Genomic DNA, 17,892 nt, shown 5'->3' with positions numbered 1-17,892 from the left:
TACGGGTACGGCACCTGGGAAGGGGAAGCGGTTCATCCGCCCGGACCCCGTGGTGGCGCGGGGCGGCGTTCCGGGCGTCGGCCGTGACGTGGCTCAGGGGAGGTGGGCGGCCCGGGCGTCATGCTCGGTGGCGTCCGGCGACACTGAGCCCTTTGAGCCATGGCCGTCACCGGCTGAGCCGCCCCACCGCGCTGCCCAGCGCATACACATGGCGCCCGTCCTCACTGGCAGCCAGCTCCATGATGTCCCGCACATCGCTCGGCCGTTCTCTGGTCCAGCGTTCCTCGGTCAAATGCCACAACGCAGCACGTGAACATCAGCCGTAGCCGATCGTCCCCGAGCTCCGGATCGGCCGCGGGCGGGACGGGGCAGGCGGCCAGCTCCCGCAGTTTGGCGGTGCCCACGGCGGCGCGGCGGAGCCGGTCGATCGCCTTGTCGCGGGCGGTCGTGGTGAGCCAGACGCCCGGTTCCGGTGGGATCCCGTCCGCCGGCCACCGCTGGAGCGCCTGGCGCGAAGGCGTCCTGCGCACTCCTCCGCCAGGTCCCAGTCACCGGTCACCCGGATGAGCGTCGCGACGATCTGGCCCCATTCCTCCCGGAACAGGCCCTCGATCGTCGCCTCGACGGTCAAGGCTGCACGGCTCGCAGCTCGATCGTGCCGTGGCGGGCCACGGGATGCGTAGGGGCGGCCTCGACGGCCTCCTCGCGGGAGGCGCACTCGATCAGGCTGAACCCGGCCACGACCTCCTTGGACTCGACGAAGGGACCGTCGGTGAGGAGGACCTCGCCGTCGCGTACCCGGACCGTCGTGGCGTCCGCCGGAGGCTCCAGGCCACCGCTCTGGATCAGCTTGTCGCCCTTGGCCTTGCAGTCGTCCAGGAACCCGGGGTCGGCCGGCATCTCCTCGTAGGCCTTGCTGTCTCCGCATATCAGCAGCAACTACTTCGCCTGACCGATCGTGTTCGTCAGCGCGTCAGCGCGGTGCCCAGGCGGCGGATCACCTCGGCCTCGCCGGGGTCGGCGTCGTCGCCGGACGGCGCGTGTTCGGTGATGGCTGCCCCGACGACGTCGTCCACCTGGGAGACGAGGTCGATCAGCCGCTGCGGCCGCACGCCGTCCGGCTCCGGGTAGCAGGTCGAGCCGAAGGCGGTGGGCTCCAGGACGTCGAGGTCGACGTGTACGTACACGGGGCCCCGCAGATCGTCGAGCACGCGCTCCAGGTCGTTCACGCCGTACCTGCGCAGGCCGGTCTTCTCGAGGTACTCGTGCTCGGACACGTCGCCCGCCCGCTCCCCGGCGATGATCAACTGGTGCGGTCGCAGCGGATGCTCCGGCGTGAGGCCGGTCGGGCCGTCCCCGAGCAGCGCGCGCACCACCATCCCGTGGAAGGCGCCCGACGGCAGGGTCTGCGGGCTGTAGACGTCCGGGTGCGCGTCGATCCACAGCACCGTCAGAGCGTCCCCGTAGCGGGCGTGGGCGGCGTCGATCGGCGCGATGTCGACCGCGCAGTCGCCGCCGACGGTGATCACCCGGTCGTCGATGCCGGCCAGTGCCTCGCGCGTCAGCCGCTGGTTCTCCACGAGCACGTCGTACGCGCGAACCCCGGCGGCCCTGTCCCCGTCGGCCTCGAGCACCGGCACGGTCACCACCGCGTCGGCCGGGACGAGCGCGGCGGCGCGGCGGGCCCCGGCCATCAGCCGCGGCGCGCTGCCGGACGCCGAGCCTTGCCATTGCGGTACGCAGAGCACAGTGGTCATGCGGCGACGATACGGGGCGCCCGGATCACAGGACCAGATCGTTTCATGAGGTCTCCAGGAGGTCCAGGTCCGGGGGGACGAGGGTGGTCGACTCCACCAGGCCTCTGAGGAGGTTGTGCAGGAGGTTGTTGTCGTACGGGCGGCCTTCCGACCGGTCGTGGCGCAGCGGGTACGGGAAGCCGGCGGCGTGGAGGCGGTGCCGCACGGCCTCGATCCGGTCCTCGACGATGCCCGCCCGCCATTTCTCCCCGGGCCGCAGGTAGGCCAGCCGGGCCTCGGCCTGGTTGTACGTCAACGGGCGCGGAGCCTCCTCGTACAGCAGGTAGCGCTCGCCCAGCACCACCAGGAGCAGGCGTTCCGTCTCGCTGAGGCCCCAGATCTTCGGCGGGGTGGTCGCGGCCGCGTGCAGGTCGGCCTGGATGTCGCCGTAGGCGCCCGTGACGTAGAGCTCCACCAGGTGCTGGCGGTAGCCGGAGCCCCTGATGAACAGCGGGGTGTAGCCCGGCGCCAGCGGGACGGGGTCGGTGGAGCTGTGCATCAGCTGGCCGCGCGGCAGGCGGACGAGCTGCTGGCCCAGGTTGCGCAGCCACCACCGGCTGTCCTCGTACGTCACCTCGGCGTGCAGGCGGCTCACCGACTGGTCGTCCGCGCCCACCCGCAGGTCGACGTTCGGGCGCTGGTCGCGGCCGAAGCGGACATGACGGCCCGGGCGTGGCGCGACCCTGATGCCGCCCATGATGGTGCGGGCGTGCAGCGTGCCCGGGACGGCCGGGTCCACGCCGTGGGCGAGGCTGTGGGGAGCGCTCATCTCTGTTCGCCTCCTCGGTGCTTGTCGGACGCAGCCGTATGGTGCCCCAACCTCTCCGGGACCCTCCCCGGGAACGTGACGTCAGGCGCCGCGCAGCTCGGCGGTGGCCGAGCGGGCGAGCGCGGTGGCCATCCCGCACAGCCGGTCCATGGGGCGCGAGCCGCCGATCACGAGGAGTACCTCCTCGACCGCCGTCCGGCCGTCCTGATCGGTGTACGGACGGAACACCACCTCGACCTCGCAGGTCCACTCCTCCCGGTCCGGCCGGACGAAGGCGCGGTAGCCGTTGATCCGGGTGGCCGTCCCGTCCTCGGCGGTGGGCGGCTGGTCGCGGTCGAAGTCCAGGTCCACCCAGGTGTCACTGGTGGTGCTGTCCCACTCGCAGTCCCACCCGCCGAACCCGACGTCCGGGCCGGCGGCGTCGATGCCCGGGACGGCCTCCAGGGCCTTGCCGGACAGCAGCGAGCAGGCGTCCCGCTGCGCCAGCGACGTGGCGGGGAGCGGCGGGGTACGGCGTTCGAGCGGGCCCCGGCCGAGCGCCCGCGCCGCGACGGTGGCGGCGGCGTCGGCGATCTCGCAGAGCCCGGCCTTGCCCTCGTCGCCCTCCCACTTGGCCCGGACTTTCACGATGACGTCGTCCACGCCGGGCAGGACGAGCGTCCGCGAGCACTCGTCGCTCTCGGCGGGGTCGTCGGCCACCGTGATGCCGCCCACGGTCCGCGCCACCCCGAGCTGCTCGGGAGGCGGGTCGTGGTTGAGGTCCACCACGACGTCCACGACTCCGCCGCCCGGCGGGGACACTCTGACGTCGCACCGGTCGAAGTTCCCGTAGTCGCGGTCGAGCTCGGTCTTCCCGAACCGGTCGAGCGCGGTGGCGTCGGTCATGGCGCAGGGGTCGGCCGTGCGGGGGTCGCCGATCAAGAGGTCCCCCGCCTGCGCAGGGGTGGCGGGGGCCACCGAGGCTCTGGGCGGCGGTGTGCCGCGTTCTCCGAGGACGGACCCGGCGGCGATCAGCACCGCCGCGGCGGCCACCGCCGCCACGAGGAGCGGAAACCGCCGCCGTGCGGGGACCGGCGGCGGCGTTCCGGTGATCTCGGCCAGCCGTTTCCGTACGTCCTCGATCTCCGGCCGCTCCCGGAGGTCCAGCCGCAGCATCTCCCGCAGCAGCCCGTCCAGCGGTCCCACGTCCGCCGTCAGCGAGACGTCCGAATGCGCGGCCCGCCACGCCACGATGTCGGCGTCCGACTCCGTGTCGCCGGCTCCCCGGCGCGGCGGACGCCCGGCGACCAGCGCGTAGAGGGTGGCCCCGAGGGAGAACACGTCGGACCTGGGGTCGGGCTGCCCCCTGATGACCTCGGGGGCGGCGTAGGCGACGGTGTAGCTGATGGCGCCGTTCGGGGTGATCGTGTCGCGGCCCCCGACCCGGTACGCGGCGCCGAAGTCGGCCAGCTTCACGACGCCGTCATCGGCGGCGACGATGTTGGCCGGTTTCACGTCGAGATGCACGATGCGCTCGGCGTGCATGGCGGCCAGCGCGTCCGCGATCTGCGCGCCGACGTGCGCCGCCCGCTCCGGTGACATGGTCCGGCCGTCCAGGCTCCCGCCGGGCACGTGCTCCATCACGAGCCAGAACGTGCCCGTCTCCGGGTCGTCCACCGTGTCGTGCAGGGTGACCACATGCCGGTGGTTGAACGCGGCCAGGGCCCGCGCCTCGGCGCGCAACCGGCTGGACCCGGGGTTGTCGGACAGCAGACGTTTGACCACGACCTCCCGGTTGAGGCCCAGGTCCAGGGCCAGCCAGACCTCGGCCGCGGCGCCGCCGCCCAGGCAGGTGACCAGCTGGTAACGCCCGCCGATCGCCGTGCTCCCCGGCACCCCGATCCCCCCTCGCCGGTGTTTGGCGCGATGGTTCCGAATTTACTGGGTGATCGGGGAGATACGCAGCGTTTTGGCGGCGCTTCTGACGGCGTTCCCTCACCCGGCGCGCGGGCCGGATGTCAGCGCCGCCCACCTCGGCGGTGACTTCCATGGAAACCCTTGCCGCATCCGGATCGTAGTCGTACCGTCACGGATAGCGTTTCCCGAGATATGGAGGTGGAGCTGTGGGGAGGCACGAATGCGGGCATCCTTTCGCGAACGGGGAGGTGTGATGTTCACGCACATCGCGTGGCGGCTCGACGCGATGATCGCGGCGATCACCGACCACCGCCCGCCCCTCACCCGGCCGATCGAGCAGGCGCTGCGGGCGGTCCCGCGCCACTGGTTCGTGCCGCCGGCGGGGGAGTCGCCCGAGCGCGACGGGGGGAGCGCGCCGATCGACCGGGAGGCCGACCCGCCGGCCTGGTGGGACGCCGTTTACGCCGGGCGCCCGATCGTCGCCGCCGACGGGTGCTCCTGTCCCGCGCCCAGCGCGGTCGCCGACCTGCTGGAGCTGCTCGGACCGGCGCCGGGCCAGAGGGTGCTGGAGGTGGGCACGCGTACGGGGTGGACTGCCGCCCTGCTGTGCCGGCTGGTCGGGCAGTCGGGGAGTGTGACCTCCATCGAGGCGGATCCCACTGTGGCCGAGCAGGCCGCCAAGAACCTGGCCGCCGCGGGAGCGCTCCCGCACCTGGTCGTGGGCGACGGCGCGGCGGGGTGGGCCGAGCGGGCGCCGTACGACGGGGTGCACGCGACGTACGCCGTGCGGACCGTGCCGTACGCCTGGATCGCGCAGACCAGGCCGGGCGGGGTGGTGGTCGCGCCGTACGGCGACGGGCACGCCCTGCGGCTCGTGGTCGGGCCGGACGGCACGGCCGACGGCCGGTTCTCCCCGCTCACGACCATGACGTGGACGCGGCGCGACACCCCGCCGGGCGCCGTCCTGGCCGAGGACGTCCTGGCCGAGCCGGGTGACGCCCGCCGGACGTGGGCGGACTGGGGCGAGCCGGAGCGGGAGCGGTTCGGCGTGACGATCACGCCCGACGGGCAGCGGGTCTGGCTGGACAGCCCCGAGCGAGTGATCGGCTGACCCGCTGAAATTCGGTTGACCCCGCGCGGAGCCCGTCAGAAGGATGCGGGGGGTGCAGATCGAGTTCACGAGATTCTCCCCGGACGACGTCGAAGCGCTCGTCGGCTTCCTCACCGGGCACGAATGGCCCTTTCACGCGGGCGTCCAGGACCCCGAGACCGTGCGCGAGCGCGCCGCGGACGGCCTCTACGACGACGAGGAGTCCAGGACGTTCTGGGTGCTCGCCGATGGGGAGCGCGCGGGCCTGGTCCGGCTGCAGGACCTCGCCGACGACACCCCCCTGTTCGACCTGCGGATCGGGCGGGAATGGCGGGGCCGGGGCCTCGGCGCCGCGGCGGTCGCCTGGCTGACCGGCTACCTGTTCACCGAACTCCCGCGCGTCAACCGGATCGAGGGCACGACCCGCCAGGACAACCACGCGATGCGGGCGGTCTTCCGCAAGAGCGGGTACGCCAAGGAGTCGCACTACCGGGAGTCGTGGCCGGGCCTGGACGGCACGGTCCACGACGCCGTCGGCTACGCGATCCTGCGCCGCGACTGGCTCTCCGGCACGGTGACGCCCCCCGACTGGGACGACGAACCCCGCTGACCTCGCTGCGCCTGGCCGGGGACCGGCCAGGCGCGAGGGTCAGGAGGTCTTGCGGGGGCGGTGGCGGGTGACGGCGCGCGTGTGTGCCTCGGTCAGGAGGGGGCGGGCCTGCTCGCCCGGGTTCACGATGGCGATCCAGCCCTGGGTCGCGTACTTGGGGTGGGGGAGGACGCGGTCCTCGGCCGTGTAGTCGACCTCGGCGTCGTCGCCGGCGAGCCGCTGGAGGGTGGCGCGCCCGACGGCGATGTTGAGCCGGAACACGCCCGTCCTGTTCAGGTCGGAGAAGGTGTCCCAATCCGGGTAGTCCTTGATGACGATCGTGGCGAACGGCTGCCGGGGATGGGTCTCCAGGGTGCCTTCCGGGTCGTAGAAGAAGAACGTGTCGCCCCAGGCCATCTCGGGGGCCTCGCTGTTCTCCTCGATGGTCTGGGTCACGACTCCGGGGAAACCGGACACGAACTCGATGATTTCGCTCTCAGTCATACCTTCAAGTGTTTCATTGCACTGCCCTGTGAGACTTTGCGTGCTGAACAGGCCATCGACCGCGTGAAAGCCTCAAACCGCTGACCTATGCGACAGGCTGGAGACCATGTCCGAGACACACCTCCCCGGGGGTTTCGTCAACGCGGTCGTCCGCGTCGGCGACACCGTCCGCCGCACGCCCGGACAGCGGGCCGCGTACGTGCACGAGCTGCTGCGCCTCTTCGAGCGGAGCGGATGGGCGGCCGCGCCCCGGTTCCTGGGCCTCGACGAGCGCGGTCGGGAGATCCTGAGCTTCATGGACGGCCACGTGGCCTGGGAGGACGTCCAGCCGGACGGCGTCGCCTCGGACGAGAGCCTGGCGCGGGCCGCGGAGCTGGTGCGGGAGTTCCACGACCTGACCGCCGGCACCTCACTGGCCGGGGAGGAGGAGGTGGTCTGCCACAACGACCTGTCTCCCCGGAACACCGTCTACCGGGGCGAGGAGCCGCGGCCGGTGGCGTTCATCGACTGGGACATGGCGGGGCCGGGACGGCGCGTTCACGACGTGGCGCACGTCTGCTGGCAGTACGCGGGCCTGGGCCCGCTGATCGCCGACCCGGCCGACGCGGCCCGGCGGGTGCGGCTGATCTGCGACGCCTACGGGCTGCGGGAGCGCGGCGAGGTGGTCGAGACGATCCTCTGGTGGCAGGACCGATGCCGGCGCGGCATCGAGCGGGATGCCGCGCAGGGGCTGGCGTACGCGATCAGGCTGCGCGAGCAGGGGGCGGTGGCGCAGGTGCGCGCCTGCCACGACTGGGTCGCCGAGCACCGCGCCGGATTCGAGCGGGCAATGCGCTAGACCGAGGGGGTCGCGGCCTCGGCGGGCTGCCCGGGGGAGGGCTCCTCGATCGGGACGTAGTCGTGGCGCATGCCGTGGTCCCCCAGCCACCGCCGGAGCCCGGAGACGGCCTCCGGATTGGCCGACACCTGGGCCGCGTACTCCGACAGCGCCACCTCCTCCCCGTCGTCGAACAGCAGCCGCGCCGGCCCCGACCACGACAGCGTCCACTTGGCCTCGCCGAGCTGGATCAGCACCGCCTCCAGCGCCTGCCCCAGCACCCCGGCGAGCAGGGTCTCCGACGCGTTCCAGCCCTGCTCGCGCAGGACGGCCTCCAGCTCCGCCTGCCGGCCCCGGGCGATCGCCTCGAAGGCGGCGTCCAGGTACGGCCGCGCGGCCCCCATCACCCGCTGGCCGGCGACCGCCAGGTCGTGGAGGGCGTCGGCGTTGCGGCCCGCGTACATGGCGTGCGACACCAGCTCCTCCCACGACACCGGCCGCAGCCCGGTCAGCGCCTCCGGCGTCCACATGGACTGCTCCACGGCCTGCACCGCCACGTTCGCGTCGCGCAGCAGCGTCAGGGCCGAGCGGGGGTCGGGGACGTGCGGCGGCTCCGGCAGGTGCTCGATGGCGGCCAGGCGCTCGGTCAGGCTCGGATGGGAGTCGTACGGCGAGACCTCCTGCGGCTCCTCTCCCAGCTTGGCGATCTCGGCCTGCCGGTCGGAGTCGCTCATGAGCGCGTGGAAGCCCCCGAACACCGAGAGGGGCCTGGTGCCGCCCGCGCCGGTGAGCGACAGGTAGTTGGCGACGTAGAGGTCCCAGCCGGTCGCGGTGGTCTGGATCTTCTGCAGCGCCCCGGCCATGGCCTGCCGCCCGCCGATCGCGACCGCGAACTGGTCGGCCTCCAGCTCCTGCTTGCGCGAGACGGCCTGCGAGACCCGCAGGTAGAACTTGGCGTACCAGGTGAACAGGCGCTGGACGAACGGGTGGTTGCGCAGCCCCTGGACGGTGGCGAGGAGCGAGACCCGCCCCCGGTAGACCGGCGCGCCCAGCCGCGTGTGAGCGCCGCTGTAGTGGCCCAGCTCGTGCCCGAGCACCGCGCGCAGCTCGTCCACCGTCAGCGTCTGCAGCAGCGGCAGCCCGATGAACATCCGCCGCCGCGTCGCCTTCATCCCCAGCCAGCGCGTGTCCTCGGAAACGGCCGCGTTCACCTCCGCCACCAGCCGGATCTCGTCCGGCGGCGCCGTGCGCACGCGCTGGGCGAGCTCCTCGACCGTCTGCCAGAGCGCGGGCTCGTGCTCGCGCCCGATCGGCACGCCCGGTTGCTCGCCGCCCTGGCGGCGGCTCACCACGAACAGGGCCTGTACGAGCGCGCCGGCGACCAGGGTGAGGATGATCGCGAGCTTGAGGGTGTTCGCGTGGAAGTCCACGAGGAGCAGGACATCGAAGAAGATGGCGGCCACCAGGAAGAGGCCGACCAGAACGTAGAAGCCGGCGAGCAGGATGAAGGCCAGCACTGCTCGGAACGCTGTCGTCATGGGGTGAGGGCTCCCGGGGAAGGGGTTCTCGCGAGGCTCGACCTTAGCGGAGACCGGAAACTGGATAAAATCACCTAAGCAATGCCGTACTACGATGACCATGATCAGGAGCGTTGGGTTCCGGAACCTCCCGGCAATCCCGAACGCTCCGCATTCGAGCGCGACCGCGCCCGCGTGCTGCACAGTGCCGCCCTGCGCAGGCTGGCCGCGAAAACGCAGGTCGTGGGCCCTGCCGAGTCCCTCGGCGGCGGCCAGCACATCCCGCGCACGAGGCTCACGCACTCCCTCGAATGCGGTCAGGTCGGCAGGGAGATGGGCGCCACGCTCGGCGTCGATCCCGACCTGGTGGAGACCGCGTGCCTGGCGCACGACCTGGGGCACCCACCTTTCGGCCACAACGGGGAGATGGCGCTCAACGCGCTGTCGGCCTCGTGCGGCGGTTTCGAGGGCAACGCGCAGAGCCTGCGCCTGCTCACCAGGCTGGAGGCCAAGGTCCTCACGGAGGACGGCCGCAGCGCCGGGCTCAACCTGACGCGGGCGGCGCTCGACGCTTCCATCAAATATCCCTGGACATGCGAAAAATCCGCAAAATTCGGCGTATATGACGATGATCTACCCGTGTTCCGCTGGATCCGGGACGGCGCGCCGGACGGGCGGGTGAGCTTCGAGGCGCAGATCATGGACTGGGCCGACGACGTCGCCTACTCCGTACACGACCTCGAGGACGCGCTCCACTCCGGCCACGTCACCCCCGAGGCGCTGCGCTCGCCCATCGAGCGCACGCTGGTGTGCGAGACCACCCGCACCTGGTACGCCCCCAACGCCGACCTCGGCGAGCTGGAGGAGATCTTCGCCAAGCTGATCACCGACCCGCTCTGGCCGCGCCGCTTCGAGGCCACGCTCGCCGACCTGGCGGGGCTCAAAGCCCTCACGAGCGGCCTCATCGGCCGCTTCTGCCGCTCGGCCCAGACCGCCACCAAGGAGGTGTACGGCTCCCGCCACCGCGCCGACCTCGTCGTGCCCCACGCCACCCGCCTGGAGTGCGCCCTGCTCAAGGGCGTCACCGCCCACTACGTCATGGCCACCAGGGACCACAACGCCAACCAGGCCAGGCAGCGCGAGCTCATCACCGAACTGGCCTCGATGATCACGCTGGGCGCTCCGGGCACGCTGGAGCCCGCCTTCAGGCCCGCGTACCTGGGCGCCGCCGACGACGCGGCCCGCGTCCGCGTGGTGATCGACCAGATCGCCTCGCTCACCGACACCTCCGCCGTGGCGTGGCACCGCAGGCTCTCCCGCTGACCAAGTTTCCCCATGATCCGGTACACCCGGCTTTCCCCATGACCGTCGCAGGCGGATACTGCGCCCATGGCCACATATGTGATCGTCGGTGCCGGACTCGCGGGGGCCAAGGCCGCGGAGACGTTGCGCGAGGAAGGCTTCGACGGCGAGATCGTGCTCATCGGCGCGGAGAACGAACGGCCCTACGAACGACCGCCCCTGTCCAAGGACTACCTCCAGGGCAAGAGCGAACGAGAGAGCATCTTCGTCCACGGCCCGGAGTGGTACGCGGACAACGCCGTCGATCTGCGGCTCGGCACGCGCGTCACGCGCATCGAGCTCGACAACCACCTGGTCAGGCTCGGCGACGGGTCGCGCCGGCGGTACGACAAGCTGCTCATCGCCACCGGCGCCACGCCGCGACGCCTGCCGGGGCCCGCGTACTATCTGCGGACCGTCCACGACAGCGAGGCGCTCAAAGAGCGCCTGGCGAGCGCGGGCAGCGTGCTCATCGTCGGCGCCTCCTGGATCGGGCTGGAGACCGCGGCGGCCGCCCGCGCGGCCGGCTGCGAGGTCACCGTCGTCGAGCCCGAGCCCACCGCGCTCAACCGGCCGCTCGGCAACGAGCTCGGCGACCTGTTCGCCCGCCTGCACGTCAGCAAGGGCGTGGACCTGCGCTTCGGCACCGCCGCCGCCGAGATCACCGAGACGGGCGTGCGGCTCAGCTCGGGCGAGCGGCTCGCCGCCGACTTCGTCGTCGTCGGCATCGGCGCCGCGCCCGAGGTCGGGCTCGCCCGTGACGCCGGGCTCGACGTCGGCCAGGGCATCCACACCGATGCCGCGCTGCGCACCTCGCACCCCGACGTGTTCGCCGCCGGCGACGTGGCCGAGCCCCTCCACCCCCTGTACGGGCGCCGCCTGCGCGTCGAACACTGGGCCAACGCCCTGCACGGCGGCCCCGCCGCCGCCCGGTCCATGCTCGGCCAGGACGTGGTCTACGACCGGATCCCGTACTTCTACACCGACCAGTACGAGCTGGGCATGGAGTTCTCCGGCGACATCGAGGGCTACGACGAGATCGTCTACCGCGGCGAGCCGGAGAGCCTGGAGTTCATCGCGTACTGGCTGCGCGAGGGACGCGTGATCGCCGGCATGAACGTCAACGTCTGGGACGTCGTGGACGAGATCCAGGAGCTCATCAGGTCACGCGTCATTGTTGATCAAAAGGAGCTATCGACGGGGTGACGGTGATCACGCCGTCGTCGGTGCGCTTCGGCTTCGGGCCCTGGGTCTTGCCGGCCTGCGGGACCTTCTTCGACCCGCACTGCACGGCGCAGCCCGGCGTCTCGCCCAGCTTGCCGCGCAACGCCAGCGTCTCCTCCCTGGGCGAGTACGTGCGGTTGCCGGTCGCCCAGGCGTCGAGGTAGTCCCAGGGCTTGACCATGCCCCTGCGTACCCACCAGAAGGCCGGGCCCGTCTTCCACGAGATCGCGAAGTAGAGGTTGGGCCCGGTTTCGCGGGCGTTGCCCGTCCGGCCCACCCGCCCGAGCAGCTGGCCCGCCTTGACCGGGACGCCCGGCCGGACGCCGTCGGCGATCGTGTCGAGGTGACCGCCGAGGTAACGCACGCCGTCCTCGCCGATGATCGTGACGAACCTGCCCTCGCGGGCGGCCCCCGCGTCGGTGGACGAGCTCCACTTGTCCTGGAGGTTCACCTCGTCCACGACGCCGCCGATCGGGGCCACGAACGCGCACCCCTGCGGCGCCCAGATCGTCGTCTTGGGCAGTACGAGGAGCTGGCGCTGGTAGGTCGTCTTGCAGCCCTTGACCGGGAAGGTGTACTCGTACTTCGACATCTTCGGCGGCGGCACCTTCACCGGGTCGTCGCCCTTGGGCGGCTGCTCGGCCGCCTGGTGCTCGGCCTCCGGCTCCGCCGATTCGCCGGGCTGCGCGGCGGCCGGCGGGCTCGTGGCCGGCGGGGTCGACGGCGAGGTCGCGTTGACCCCCGCCAGGCCGGTGGCCTGGGAGCAGGCGCCGGTCAGCAACAGGGCGGCCGTGACGGCCGCCCATCGTCCGAGATGCCCCGTGCGCATGATCTCCACCCGTGTCACCGTTTCCACCGACAACCTTTACCTTTGTAGCCGACCGGGAGCTCCCGCAGAGCCGGTTTCCCTCTTTAGCAACCGACAGGTAATGCGCGCCTACCCGTACCGGGCCCGGAGGGGCGGAACCGTCGGTGGGGCGGAATAGACTCACCGGCGTGGCTGGCCGGATCCGTGATGTCGACATCGCGCTCGTACGTGAGCGTTCACCCATCGCCGACGTGATCGGCGAACACATCCAGTTGCGCAACGCAGGGGGCGGCAACCTCAAGGGCCTGTGCCCCTTCCACGACGAGAAGAGCCCGTCCTTCAACGTCACCCCCGAGCGCGGGATGTACTTCTGCTTCGGCTGCTCCGAGGGCGGCGACGTGATCACGTTCGTCGAGAAGATCGAGCACCTGTCGTTCGGCGAGGCGGTCGAGCGGCTGGCGCAGCGGGCCGGGATCACGCTGCAGTACGAGCAGGGCGGCTACGTCCCCAGGCGCGACCACGGCGAGCGGGCCCGGCTGATCGAGGCGCACAAGGCGGCGGCGGAGTTCTACGCGGACAAGCTGCTTGTGCCCGACGCGGCGCCCGGGCGGAGGTTCCTGTCGGAGCGGGGCTTCGAGCGGGCCGACGCCGAGCTGTTCGGGGTGGGCTACGCGCCGGCCGAATGGGAGGCGCTGACGCGGCATCTGCTGGGGCGCGGGTTCACCGCCGAGGAGATCGTCAAGGGCGGGCTGGCCAAGGAGGGCCGGCGGGGGCCCATCGACCGCTTCAGAGGGCGGCTGATCTGGCCTATCAGGGACGCCACGGGCGATGTGATCGGATTCGGCGCGCGGAAGTTGCTCGATTCCGATGATGGTCCGAAATATCTGAATACGCCTGACTCGCCGCTTTACAAGAAGAGCCAGGTGCTTTATGGGATTGATCTCGCCAAACGGGAGATCTCCAAGCGCGCCCAGGCGGTGATCGTCGAAGGCTATACCGATGTGATGGCCTGCCATCTGGCCGGAGTGCCGACGGCGGTGGCCACCTGCGGCACGTCGTTCGGCGAGGAGCACATCAAGATCCTGCGCAGATTCCTGCTCGACCAGGCCGAATTCCGGGGCGAGGTGATCTTCACCTTCGACGGCGACGCGGCCGGGCAGAAGGCGGCGCTGCGGGCGTTCGCCGACGAGCAGAAGTTCGTCACCCAGACCTACGTCGCGGTGCAGCCCGACGGGCTCGACCCGTGCGACCTGCGGGTCAAGCAGGGCGACGCGGCCGTGCGGGACCTCATCGCGAGCCGGGAGCCGCTCTTCCAGTTCGCGATCAGGAGCACGATCTCCCGCTACGACCTGCGCAGCAACGAAGGCAAGATCGCCGCGCTCGACGCCGCCGCGCCGATCGTGGCCGGGATCAAGGACGTCGGGCTGCGCAAGCGCTACGCCATCGACCTCGACCGGTGGCTGGGGTTCATGGACGAGCGGTTCGTGATGCAGCGCATCGCCGAGGTGGGCGGGGCGCAGCAGGGCCGCCCGAGGCGCGCGCCCCAGGCGGCGCCCGTCGACCCGAGCGTGCGGGTGGAGGGGGAGTTGCTCAAGCTCGCGGTGCAGCGCCCGGCGCTGCTCGGGCCCCGCTTCGACGCGCTCGACCCGCAGGCGTTCACGGCTCCCGACCACGTGACGCTGCACAAGGTCATCCTCGCCGCGGGCGGCGTGGCCGCCGGCTCCTACGGCGGCCGCGAGTGGGTCGACCGGCTGCTGGAGCACGCGCACGAGGAGGGGGCGCGGGGGCTGGTGACCCGCTTCGCGGTGGAGCCCATCCAGGCGGACGCGCACGCCGAGGAACGCTACGCCGGCGCCATGCTGGCGGCCATCGAGGCCATCGCGGTCGACCGGGCCATCGCGCAGGCGAAGTCGCGGATGCAGCGGCTCAATCCGGTGGAGGAGCAGCAGGAGTACAACAAGCTGTTCGGGGAGCTGGTGGCGCTGGAGCAACAGCGCCGCGTCCTCCGCGACCGCGCCGCCGGCAGCTGACCCCCGCCCCCGACGGCCACGCCCGCACGCCGCCCTGGGCCCCGGCCCGCGGGCCACGTGCCCTGCGCCGCCTGCCCGGCGTGATGGGTTTGTGATCAACCTTTGCGGCGGCGAAGCGGTCTAAACCGGCGTGAGAGTCAAGATCACGTCGGCCCTGGGGGCGCTGGCGGCCGTGGCGATGGTGGCGGGCGCGGCCGGCACGGCGGAGGCGGGGGCGGCCAAGAGCTCGCCGGTCCGGGCCGCACATCTGCCCAACTGCGGCGCTGACTACTTCATCCCGTGCAAGAAGGCCCCCTGGTACCTCTACCTGCGCGACGGCCGCTGGGTGAAGTTCCCCGCCGCCGCCCGGTACGCCACCGAGGCCGACGGGACGCGGGCCGACGAGGTGGAGGACGATCCGGCGCCGTTCGAGGTCAGCGGTGACGGCGGCACCGTCGCCTACGTCAGGGCCCGCGACGGCCGGGTGGTCGTCGAGCGGTGGCCCGGCGGCAAGGCGACCGTGCTGCCCGCCTACGGCAAGGGCGTGGGCACCAAGTACGTCGACCTGTTCCTGTCGCCCGACGGCCGCCGCCTGCTGGTCGGCTTCGCGGAGGCGGCGAAGCCGCGGGCGCCGATGGTGGTCGACGTGGTGACCGGCCAGACGGTCAGGACGCTCCCGGCGACCGACGTGCCGAAGGGGTTCGGCGCCGACGGTGACGAGGTGCTCGCGACCAGGGCGAAGGACGACAACACGATCGAGGTGCTCGCGTATCCGCTGGACGGCGAGCCGGTCGCCGACACGCCGCCCCAGGAGGTCGTGTCCAGGGACTCCGAGTTCGTGCTGGCGGCCGACGGCCACACGCTCCTGGTGCGGCCGCCCACGGCGGGCAAGCAGCCTGAGCGGGTGCGGACGTACGACCTGCTGGCCCGCGCCTGGGCGGGCAAGGGCAGACCGATCAAGGCGACGCAGGGCACCTCGAGCCTGGCCTGGGGGCCGGGCGGGCGGCTGGAGCTTCGCCGCGTCGTCGGTTCCGACGAGGAGTTGCGGCGGACCACCCGGGTCTACGCGCTCGACCCCGAGACGGGGGCCACCAAGCAGGTGGACAAGTACACGATCCACGCGGGGGTGCCGAAGTGAGAGTGAGTCACCTTGCCGTCGCGGCCGCCCTGCTGGCGCCGTTCGCGATCACGCCGGCCGCGGGGGCCGCGAGCGACCCGATCCGCTACGCGGCACCGCTCAAGGGCAGGACGCTCCAGGTCGTGCTCCGCAGCGGCGCCACGCGCACGCTGAAGGCGCTGGGGGAGGGCAACAGGCCGGTCGCGGTGAGCGCCGACGGGGCCCGGATGGCCTACTTCAGGGCGGCGGACAGAGCCCTCGTCACCTACCCCTCCGGCAAGCGCGTGGGATCGATCAAGCAGCCCAGGAACGAGGTGGGCGTGGACGAGACGACGCTGATGCTGTCGCCGGACGGCCGACGGCTGGCCTATTTCGACAACGACGGCTCCCACCGGGGCCGCGTGTTCGACGCCGTCACCGGCAAGAAGATCGGCTCGCTGCCGGCCCCCCTCAACTGGAACCCGGCCGGGTTCAGCGGCGACGGCGGTGAGATGCTGCTGGTCCGGAGCGGCTCGACGACCGACCTGGCCGTCACGGACCTGCGCGGGCGCGTGCTCCGCCGCGACACCCCGCCCCAGATCGTGGGCTTCAACCTGCCCGCGTGGGACGGCGACGGCAAGGTCGTGGCGCTGGCCGCCGACGGGCGCAGGATCGCCGTGTACGTGCCGGGCCAGGCCCCGGGCCTGGTGGTGTACGACCTGGCGAGCAGGCAGGTGAGCGAGAAGATCACCGTCCAGAAGCCGGCGGCCGCCACCTGGACGGGGGAGCGGGAGGTGACGCTCCGCGTGGACGGCGGCGGCCGGACACGGCTGGTCCGGATCGACGTGGACAGCGGCGCGAGCCAGGTCGCGGACGACTACCGAACCCCTGTGAAGCGGGCATACCACGCGGGCGGTTGATAACAGTTCGGCCGCGATGACAAGCGGGATATCAGGGCGGTTGACCAGGGAAAGCCCGGGAGCCTGGCGCGGTCCAATGCAGCGACAAAGAGGATGGCCGACGACTTCCAGGCAGCGAAAGAGTTGCGTCCGCCGGAGGGTGTCGCCGGGCGCCGGGAATCCAGACCGCGTAATTGACTTTACTTTCCTGATCAAACTCCGGCTAAACCTTTAAGTGATCTCAATTCGGTAAGGACGTTAGTCTTACCTTCGGTGACAAAAATGGGTCTGCCATTTGATGGAACCAATACTGCAGACTGTCTCCCGTGGGTGCATCGGTGCTGCCAAGCAGTCCGCCATCGGTAGATCAGGTGGCGGACCTCGTCGCGAAGGGAAGAGAGCGCGGGAGCGTAACCGTCGATGACGTCGCAGCCGCGCTTGACCGATCCGAGTTGCCGTCCGACGCGCTGGAACGCGTCGTGCGCATGCTCGCCGAGAACGGCGTGGAGGTCCTCGAGCCCCAGGGCGACGAGGAGGCCACCCGCGCCGATGAGGAAGACGTTGGCAAGCGGGCGCCGACCAGCGATCTGGTCCGTATTTATCTACGGGAGATCGGCCGTGTGCCTTTGCTGACCGCAGAGGAGGAGGTGGAGCTCGCCAAGTCGATCGAAGCCGGTCTGTTCGCCGAGGACAAGCTGGGCAGCGGGGTCTCGCGCCTGGCCTTCCCGGAGTTCAGGGAGCTCGTCTGGCAGGGCACCCGGGCCAAGCAGCGGCTCATCGAGGCCAACCTCAGGCTCGTGGTGTCGATCGCCAAGCGGTACGTGGGCCGCGGCATGCTGTTCCTGGACCTGATCCAGGAGGGCAACCTCGGGCTCATCCGGGCGGTCGAGAAGTTCGACTACACGAAGGGCTACAAGTTCTCCACCTACGCCACCTGGTGGATCAGGCAGGCGATCACGAGGGCCATCGCCGACCAGGCGCGGACGATCCGCATTCCCGTGCACATGGTGGAGACCATCAACAAGCTCGTGCGCGTGCAGCGCCAGCTCCACCAGGACCTCGGCCGCGAGCCGATTCCCGAGGAGATCGCCAAGGAGATGGACCTCCCTGTCGATCGCGTGGTGGAGATCCAGCGCATCGCCCAGGAGCCGGTGTCACTGCAGTCGCCGATCGGTGAGGAGGACTCCGACCTCGGAGACTTCATCGAGGACGCCGACGCCGTCGTGCCCATGGAGGCCGCGGCCTTCATCATGCTGCAGGACCAGCTCGACGACATCCTGGCCACGCTGTCCGACCGCGAGCAGCGCATCATCCAGCTCCGCTTCGGCCTCGCCGACGGTCATCCGCGCACGCTGGAGGAGGTGGGCAGGGAGTTCGGGGTCACGCGGGAGCGCATCCGGCAGATCGAGTCGAAGACCCTGGCCAAGCTCCGGCACCCGACGCGGGCGCAGATGCTGAGGGACTATCTGGACTGATCCGGAGGGATCCCAAGGGAACGGGCCCGGGCCTCGCAGCCCGGGCCCTTCCCATGTCCGCG

The 17,892-nt window shown here is 71.4% G+C and carries 16 protein-coding genes; 9 read left to right on the top strand and 7 right to left on the bottom strand.

All coding sequences use genetic code 11. The features are described 5' to 3' along the window. Nucleotides 1-627: 627 nt before the first annotated feature. From AB0J87_RS20545 to AB0J87_RS20530, 4 genes are all read right to left on the bottom strand, one after another. Nucleotides 628-939 carry a YciI family protein gene (locus AB0J87_RS20545; protein ID WP_363967300.1) on the bottom strand — a complete coding sequence of 104 codons (312 nt, stop codon included), beginning with the start codon at nt 937-939 and terminating at the stop codon, nt 628-630. 26 nt (nt 940-965) lie between these two features. Further along, entirely contained in the window at nt 966-1,757 is a 792-nt protein-coding gene (locus AB0J87_RS20540; protein ID WP_363967298.1) for an arginase family protein, read from the bottom strand. A gap of 43 nt (nt 1,758-1,800) precedes the next feature. Beyond that, on the bottom strand, nt 1,801-2,565 hold the full coding sequence (locus AB0J87_RS20535) for an FHA domain-containing protein (RefSeq protein WP_363967296.1): 765 nt from the start codon (nt 2,563-2,565) through the stop codon (nt 1,801-1,803). 81 nt (nt 2,566-2,646) lie between these two features. Then, complete coding sequence (locus AB0J87_RS20530; RefSeq protein ID WP_363967294.1) at nt 2,647-4,440, bottom strand: protein kinase; 1,794 nt, start codon at nt 4,438-4,440, stop codon at nt 2,647-2,649. 274 nt (nt 4,441-4,714) lie between these two features. Between AB0J87_RS20530 and AB0J87_RS20525 the strand changes: the two genes are divergently transcribed. Both AB0J87_RS20525 and AB0J87_RS20520 read left to right on the top strand, forming a co-directional pair. After that, a complete protein-coding gene (locus AB0J87_RS20525; RefSeq protein WP_363967292.1) occupies nt 4,715-5,572 on the top strand; it encodes a methyltransferase in 858 nt (285 codons plus the stop codon). A 52-nt stretch (nt 5,573-5,624) separates the two neighbouring features. Then, nucleotides 5,625-6,161 carry a GNAT family N-acetyltransferase gene (locus AB0J87_RS20520; RefSeq protein ID WP_363967291.1) on the top strand — a complete coding sequence of 179 codons (537 nt, stop codon included), beginning with the start codon at nt 5,625-5,627 and terminating at the stop codon, nt 6,159-6,161. Nucleotides 6,162-6,200: 39 nt separating this feature from the next. On the opposite strand, the gene AB0J87_RS20515 is transcribed toward AB0J87_RS20520, so the two are convergent. After that, nucleotides 6,201-6,644, bottom strand: a complete 444-nt coding sequence (locus tag AB0J87_RS20515) for a DUF6194 family protein (protein ID WP_363967289.1) — start codon at nt 6,642-6,644, stop codon at nt 6,201-6,203. Nucleotides 6,645-6,750: 106 nt separating this feature from the next. Here AB0J87_RS20515 and AB0J87_RS20510 point away from each other — a divergent pair, with 106 nt between their 5' ends. Beyond that, entirely contained in the window at nt 6,751-7,482 is a 732-nt protein-coding gene (locus AB0J87_RS20510; RefSeq protein ID WP_363967287.1) for a phosphotransferase, read from the top strand. On the opposite strand, the gene AB0J87_RS20505 is transcribed toward AB0J87_RS20510, so the two are convergent. Further along, complete coding sequence (locus AB0J87_RS20505; RefSeq protein WP_363967285.1) at nt 7,479-8,999, bottom strand: M48 family metallopeptidase; 1,521 nt, start codon at nt 8,997-8,999, stop codon at nt 7,479-7,481. The genes AB0J87_RS20510 and AB0J87_RS20505 overlap by 4 nt on opposite strands. 81 nt (nt 9,000-9,080) lie before the next feature. Here AB0J87_RS20505 and AB0J87_RS20500 point away from each other — a divergent pair, with 81 nt between their 5' ends. Further along, nucleotides 9,081-10,301, top strand: a complete 1,221-nt coding sequence (locus tag AB0J87_RS20500) for a deoxyguanosinetriphosphate triphosphohydrolase (RefSeq protein ID WP_363967284.1) — start codon at nt 9,081-9,083, stop codon at nt 10,299-10,301. A gap of 66 nt (nt 10,302-10,367) precedes the next feature. Beyond that, nucleotides 10,368-11,525, top strand: a complete 1,158-nt coding sequence (locus tag AB0J87_RS20495; RefSeq protein WP_363967282.1) for an FAD-dependent oxidoreductase — start codon at nt 10,368-10,370, stop codon at nt 11,523-11,525. Here AB0J87_RS20495 and AB0J87_RS20490 read toward each other — a convergent pair. Beyond that, nucleotides 11,491-12,399 carry a M23 family metallopeptidase gene (locus AB0J87_RS20490; RefSeq protein ID WP_363967280.1) on the bottom strand — a complete coding sequence of 303 codons (909 nt, stop codon included), beginning with the start codon at nt 12,397-12,399 and terminating at the stop codon, nt 11,491-11,493. The two genes, AB0J87_RS20495 and AB0J87_RS20490, sit on opposite strands and share 35 nt — an antisense overlap. Before the next feature lie 140 nt (nt 12,400-12,539). Here AB0J87_RS20490 and dnaG point away from each other — a divergent pair, with 140 nt between their 5' ends. The 4 genes from dnaG (at nt 12,540) to rpoD (ending at nt 17,830) form a co-directional block, all read left to right on the top strand. Continuing rightward, entirely contained in the window at nt 12,540-14,381 is a 1,842-nt protein-coding gene (gene dnaG / locus AB0J87_RS20485) for a DNA primase (RefSeq protein ID WP_363967279.1), read from the top strand. 130 nt (nt 14,382-14,511) lie between these two features. Then, nucleotides 14,512-15,498, top strand: coding sequence for a hypothetical protein (locus AB0J87_RS20480; protein ID WP_363967277.1), 987 nt, complete (start codon nt 14,512-14,514; stop codon nt 15,496-15,498). After that, the gene (locus AB0J87_RS20475) at nt 15,495-16,376 is read left to right on the top strand and encodes a hypothetical protein (protein WP_363967275.1); all 882 of its coding nucleotides are present in this window, start codon (nt 15,495-15,497) and stop codon (nt 16,374-16,376) included. The genes AB0J87_RS20480 and AB0J87_RS20475 overlap by 4 nt, the downstream gene beginning before the upstream one ends. A gap of 317 nt (nt 16,377-16,693) precedes the next feature. After that, entirely contained in the window at nt 16,694-17,830 is a 1,137-nt protein-coding gene (rpoD, locus tag AB0J87_RS20470) for an RNA polymerase sigma factor RpoD (protein WP_363967273.1), read from the top strand. The last annotated feature ends 62 nt before the right edge of the window (nt 17,831-17,892 follow it).

The organism is Nonomuraea sp. NPDC049625, from assembly GCF_040675285.1.
Lineage (GTDB): Bacteria > Actinomycetota > Actinomycetes > Streptosporangiales > Streptosporangiaceae > Nonomuraea > Nonomuraea angiospora_A.
Note: the sequence above shows the minus strand (reverse complement) of the source record. Positions and strands in the feature narration are given on the sequence as shown.

What these genes read in the sequence shown, in the direction of transcription:
- AB0J87_RS20540 (WP_363967298.1), bottom strand. Translation starts at nt 1,757, where the DNA reads ATGACCACTGTGCTCTGCGTACCGCAATGGCAAGGCTCGGCGTCCGGC.
- AB0J87_RS20535 (WP_363967296.1), bottom strand. Translation starts at nt 2,565, where the DNA reads ATGAGCGCTCCCCACAGCCTCGCCCACGGCGTGGACCCGGCCGTCCCG.
- AB0J87_RS20525 (WP_363967292.1), top strand. Translation starts at nt 4,715, where the DNA reads ATGTTCACGCACATCGCGTGGCGGCTCGACGCGATGATCGCGGCGATC.
- AB0J87_RS20515 (WP_363967289.1), bottom strand. Translation starts at nt 6,644, where the DNA reads ATGACTGAGAGCGAAATCATCGAGTTCGTGTCCGGTTTCCCCGGAGTC.
- AB0J87_RS20510 (WP_363967287.1), top strand. Translation starts at nt 6,751, where the DNA reads ATGTCCGAGACACACCTCCCCGGGGGTTTCGTCAACGCGGTCGTCCGC.
- AB0J87_RS20505 (WP_363967285.1), bottom strand. Translation starts at nt 8,999, where the DNA reads ATGACGACAGCGTTCCGAGCAGTGCTGGCCTTCATCCTGCTCGCCGGC.
- AB0J87_RS20500 (WP_363967284.1), top strand. Translation starts at nt 9,081, where the DNA reads ATGCCGTACTACGATGACCATGATCAGGAGCGTTGGGTTCCGGAACCT.
- AB0J87_RS20495 (WP_363967282.1), top strand. Translation starts at nt 10,368, where the DNA reads ATGGCCACATATGTGATCGTCGGTGCCGGACTCGCGGGGGCCAAGGCC.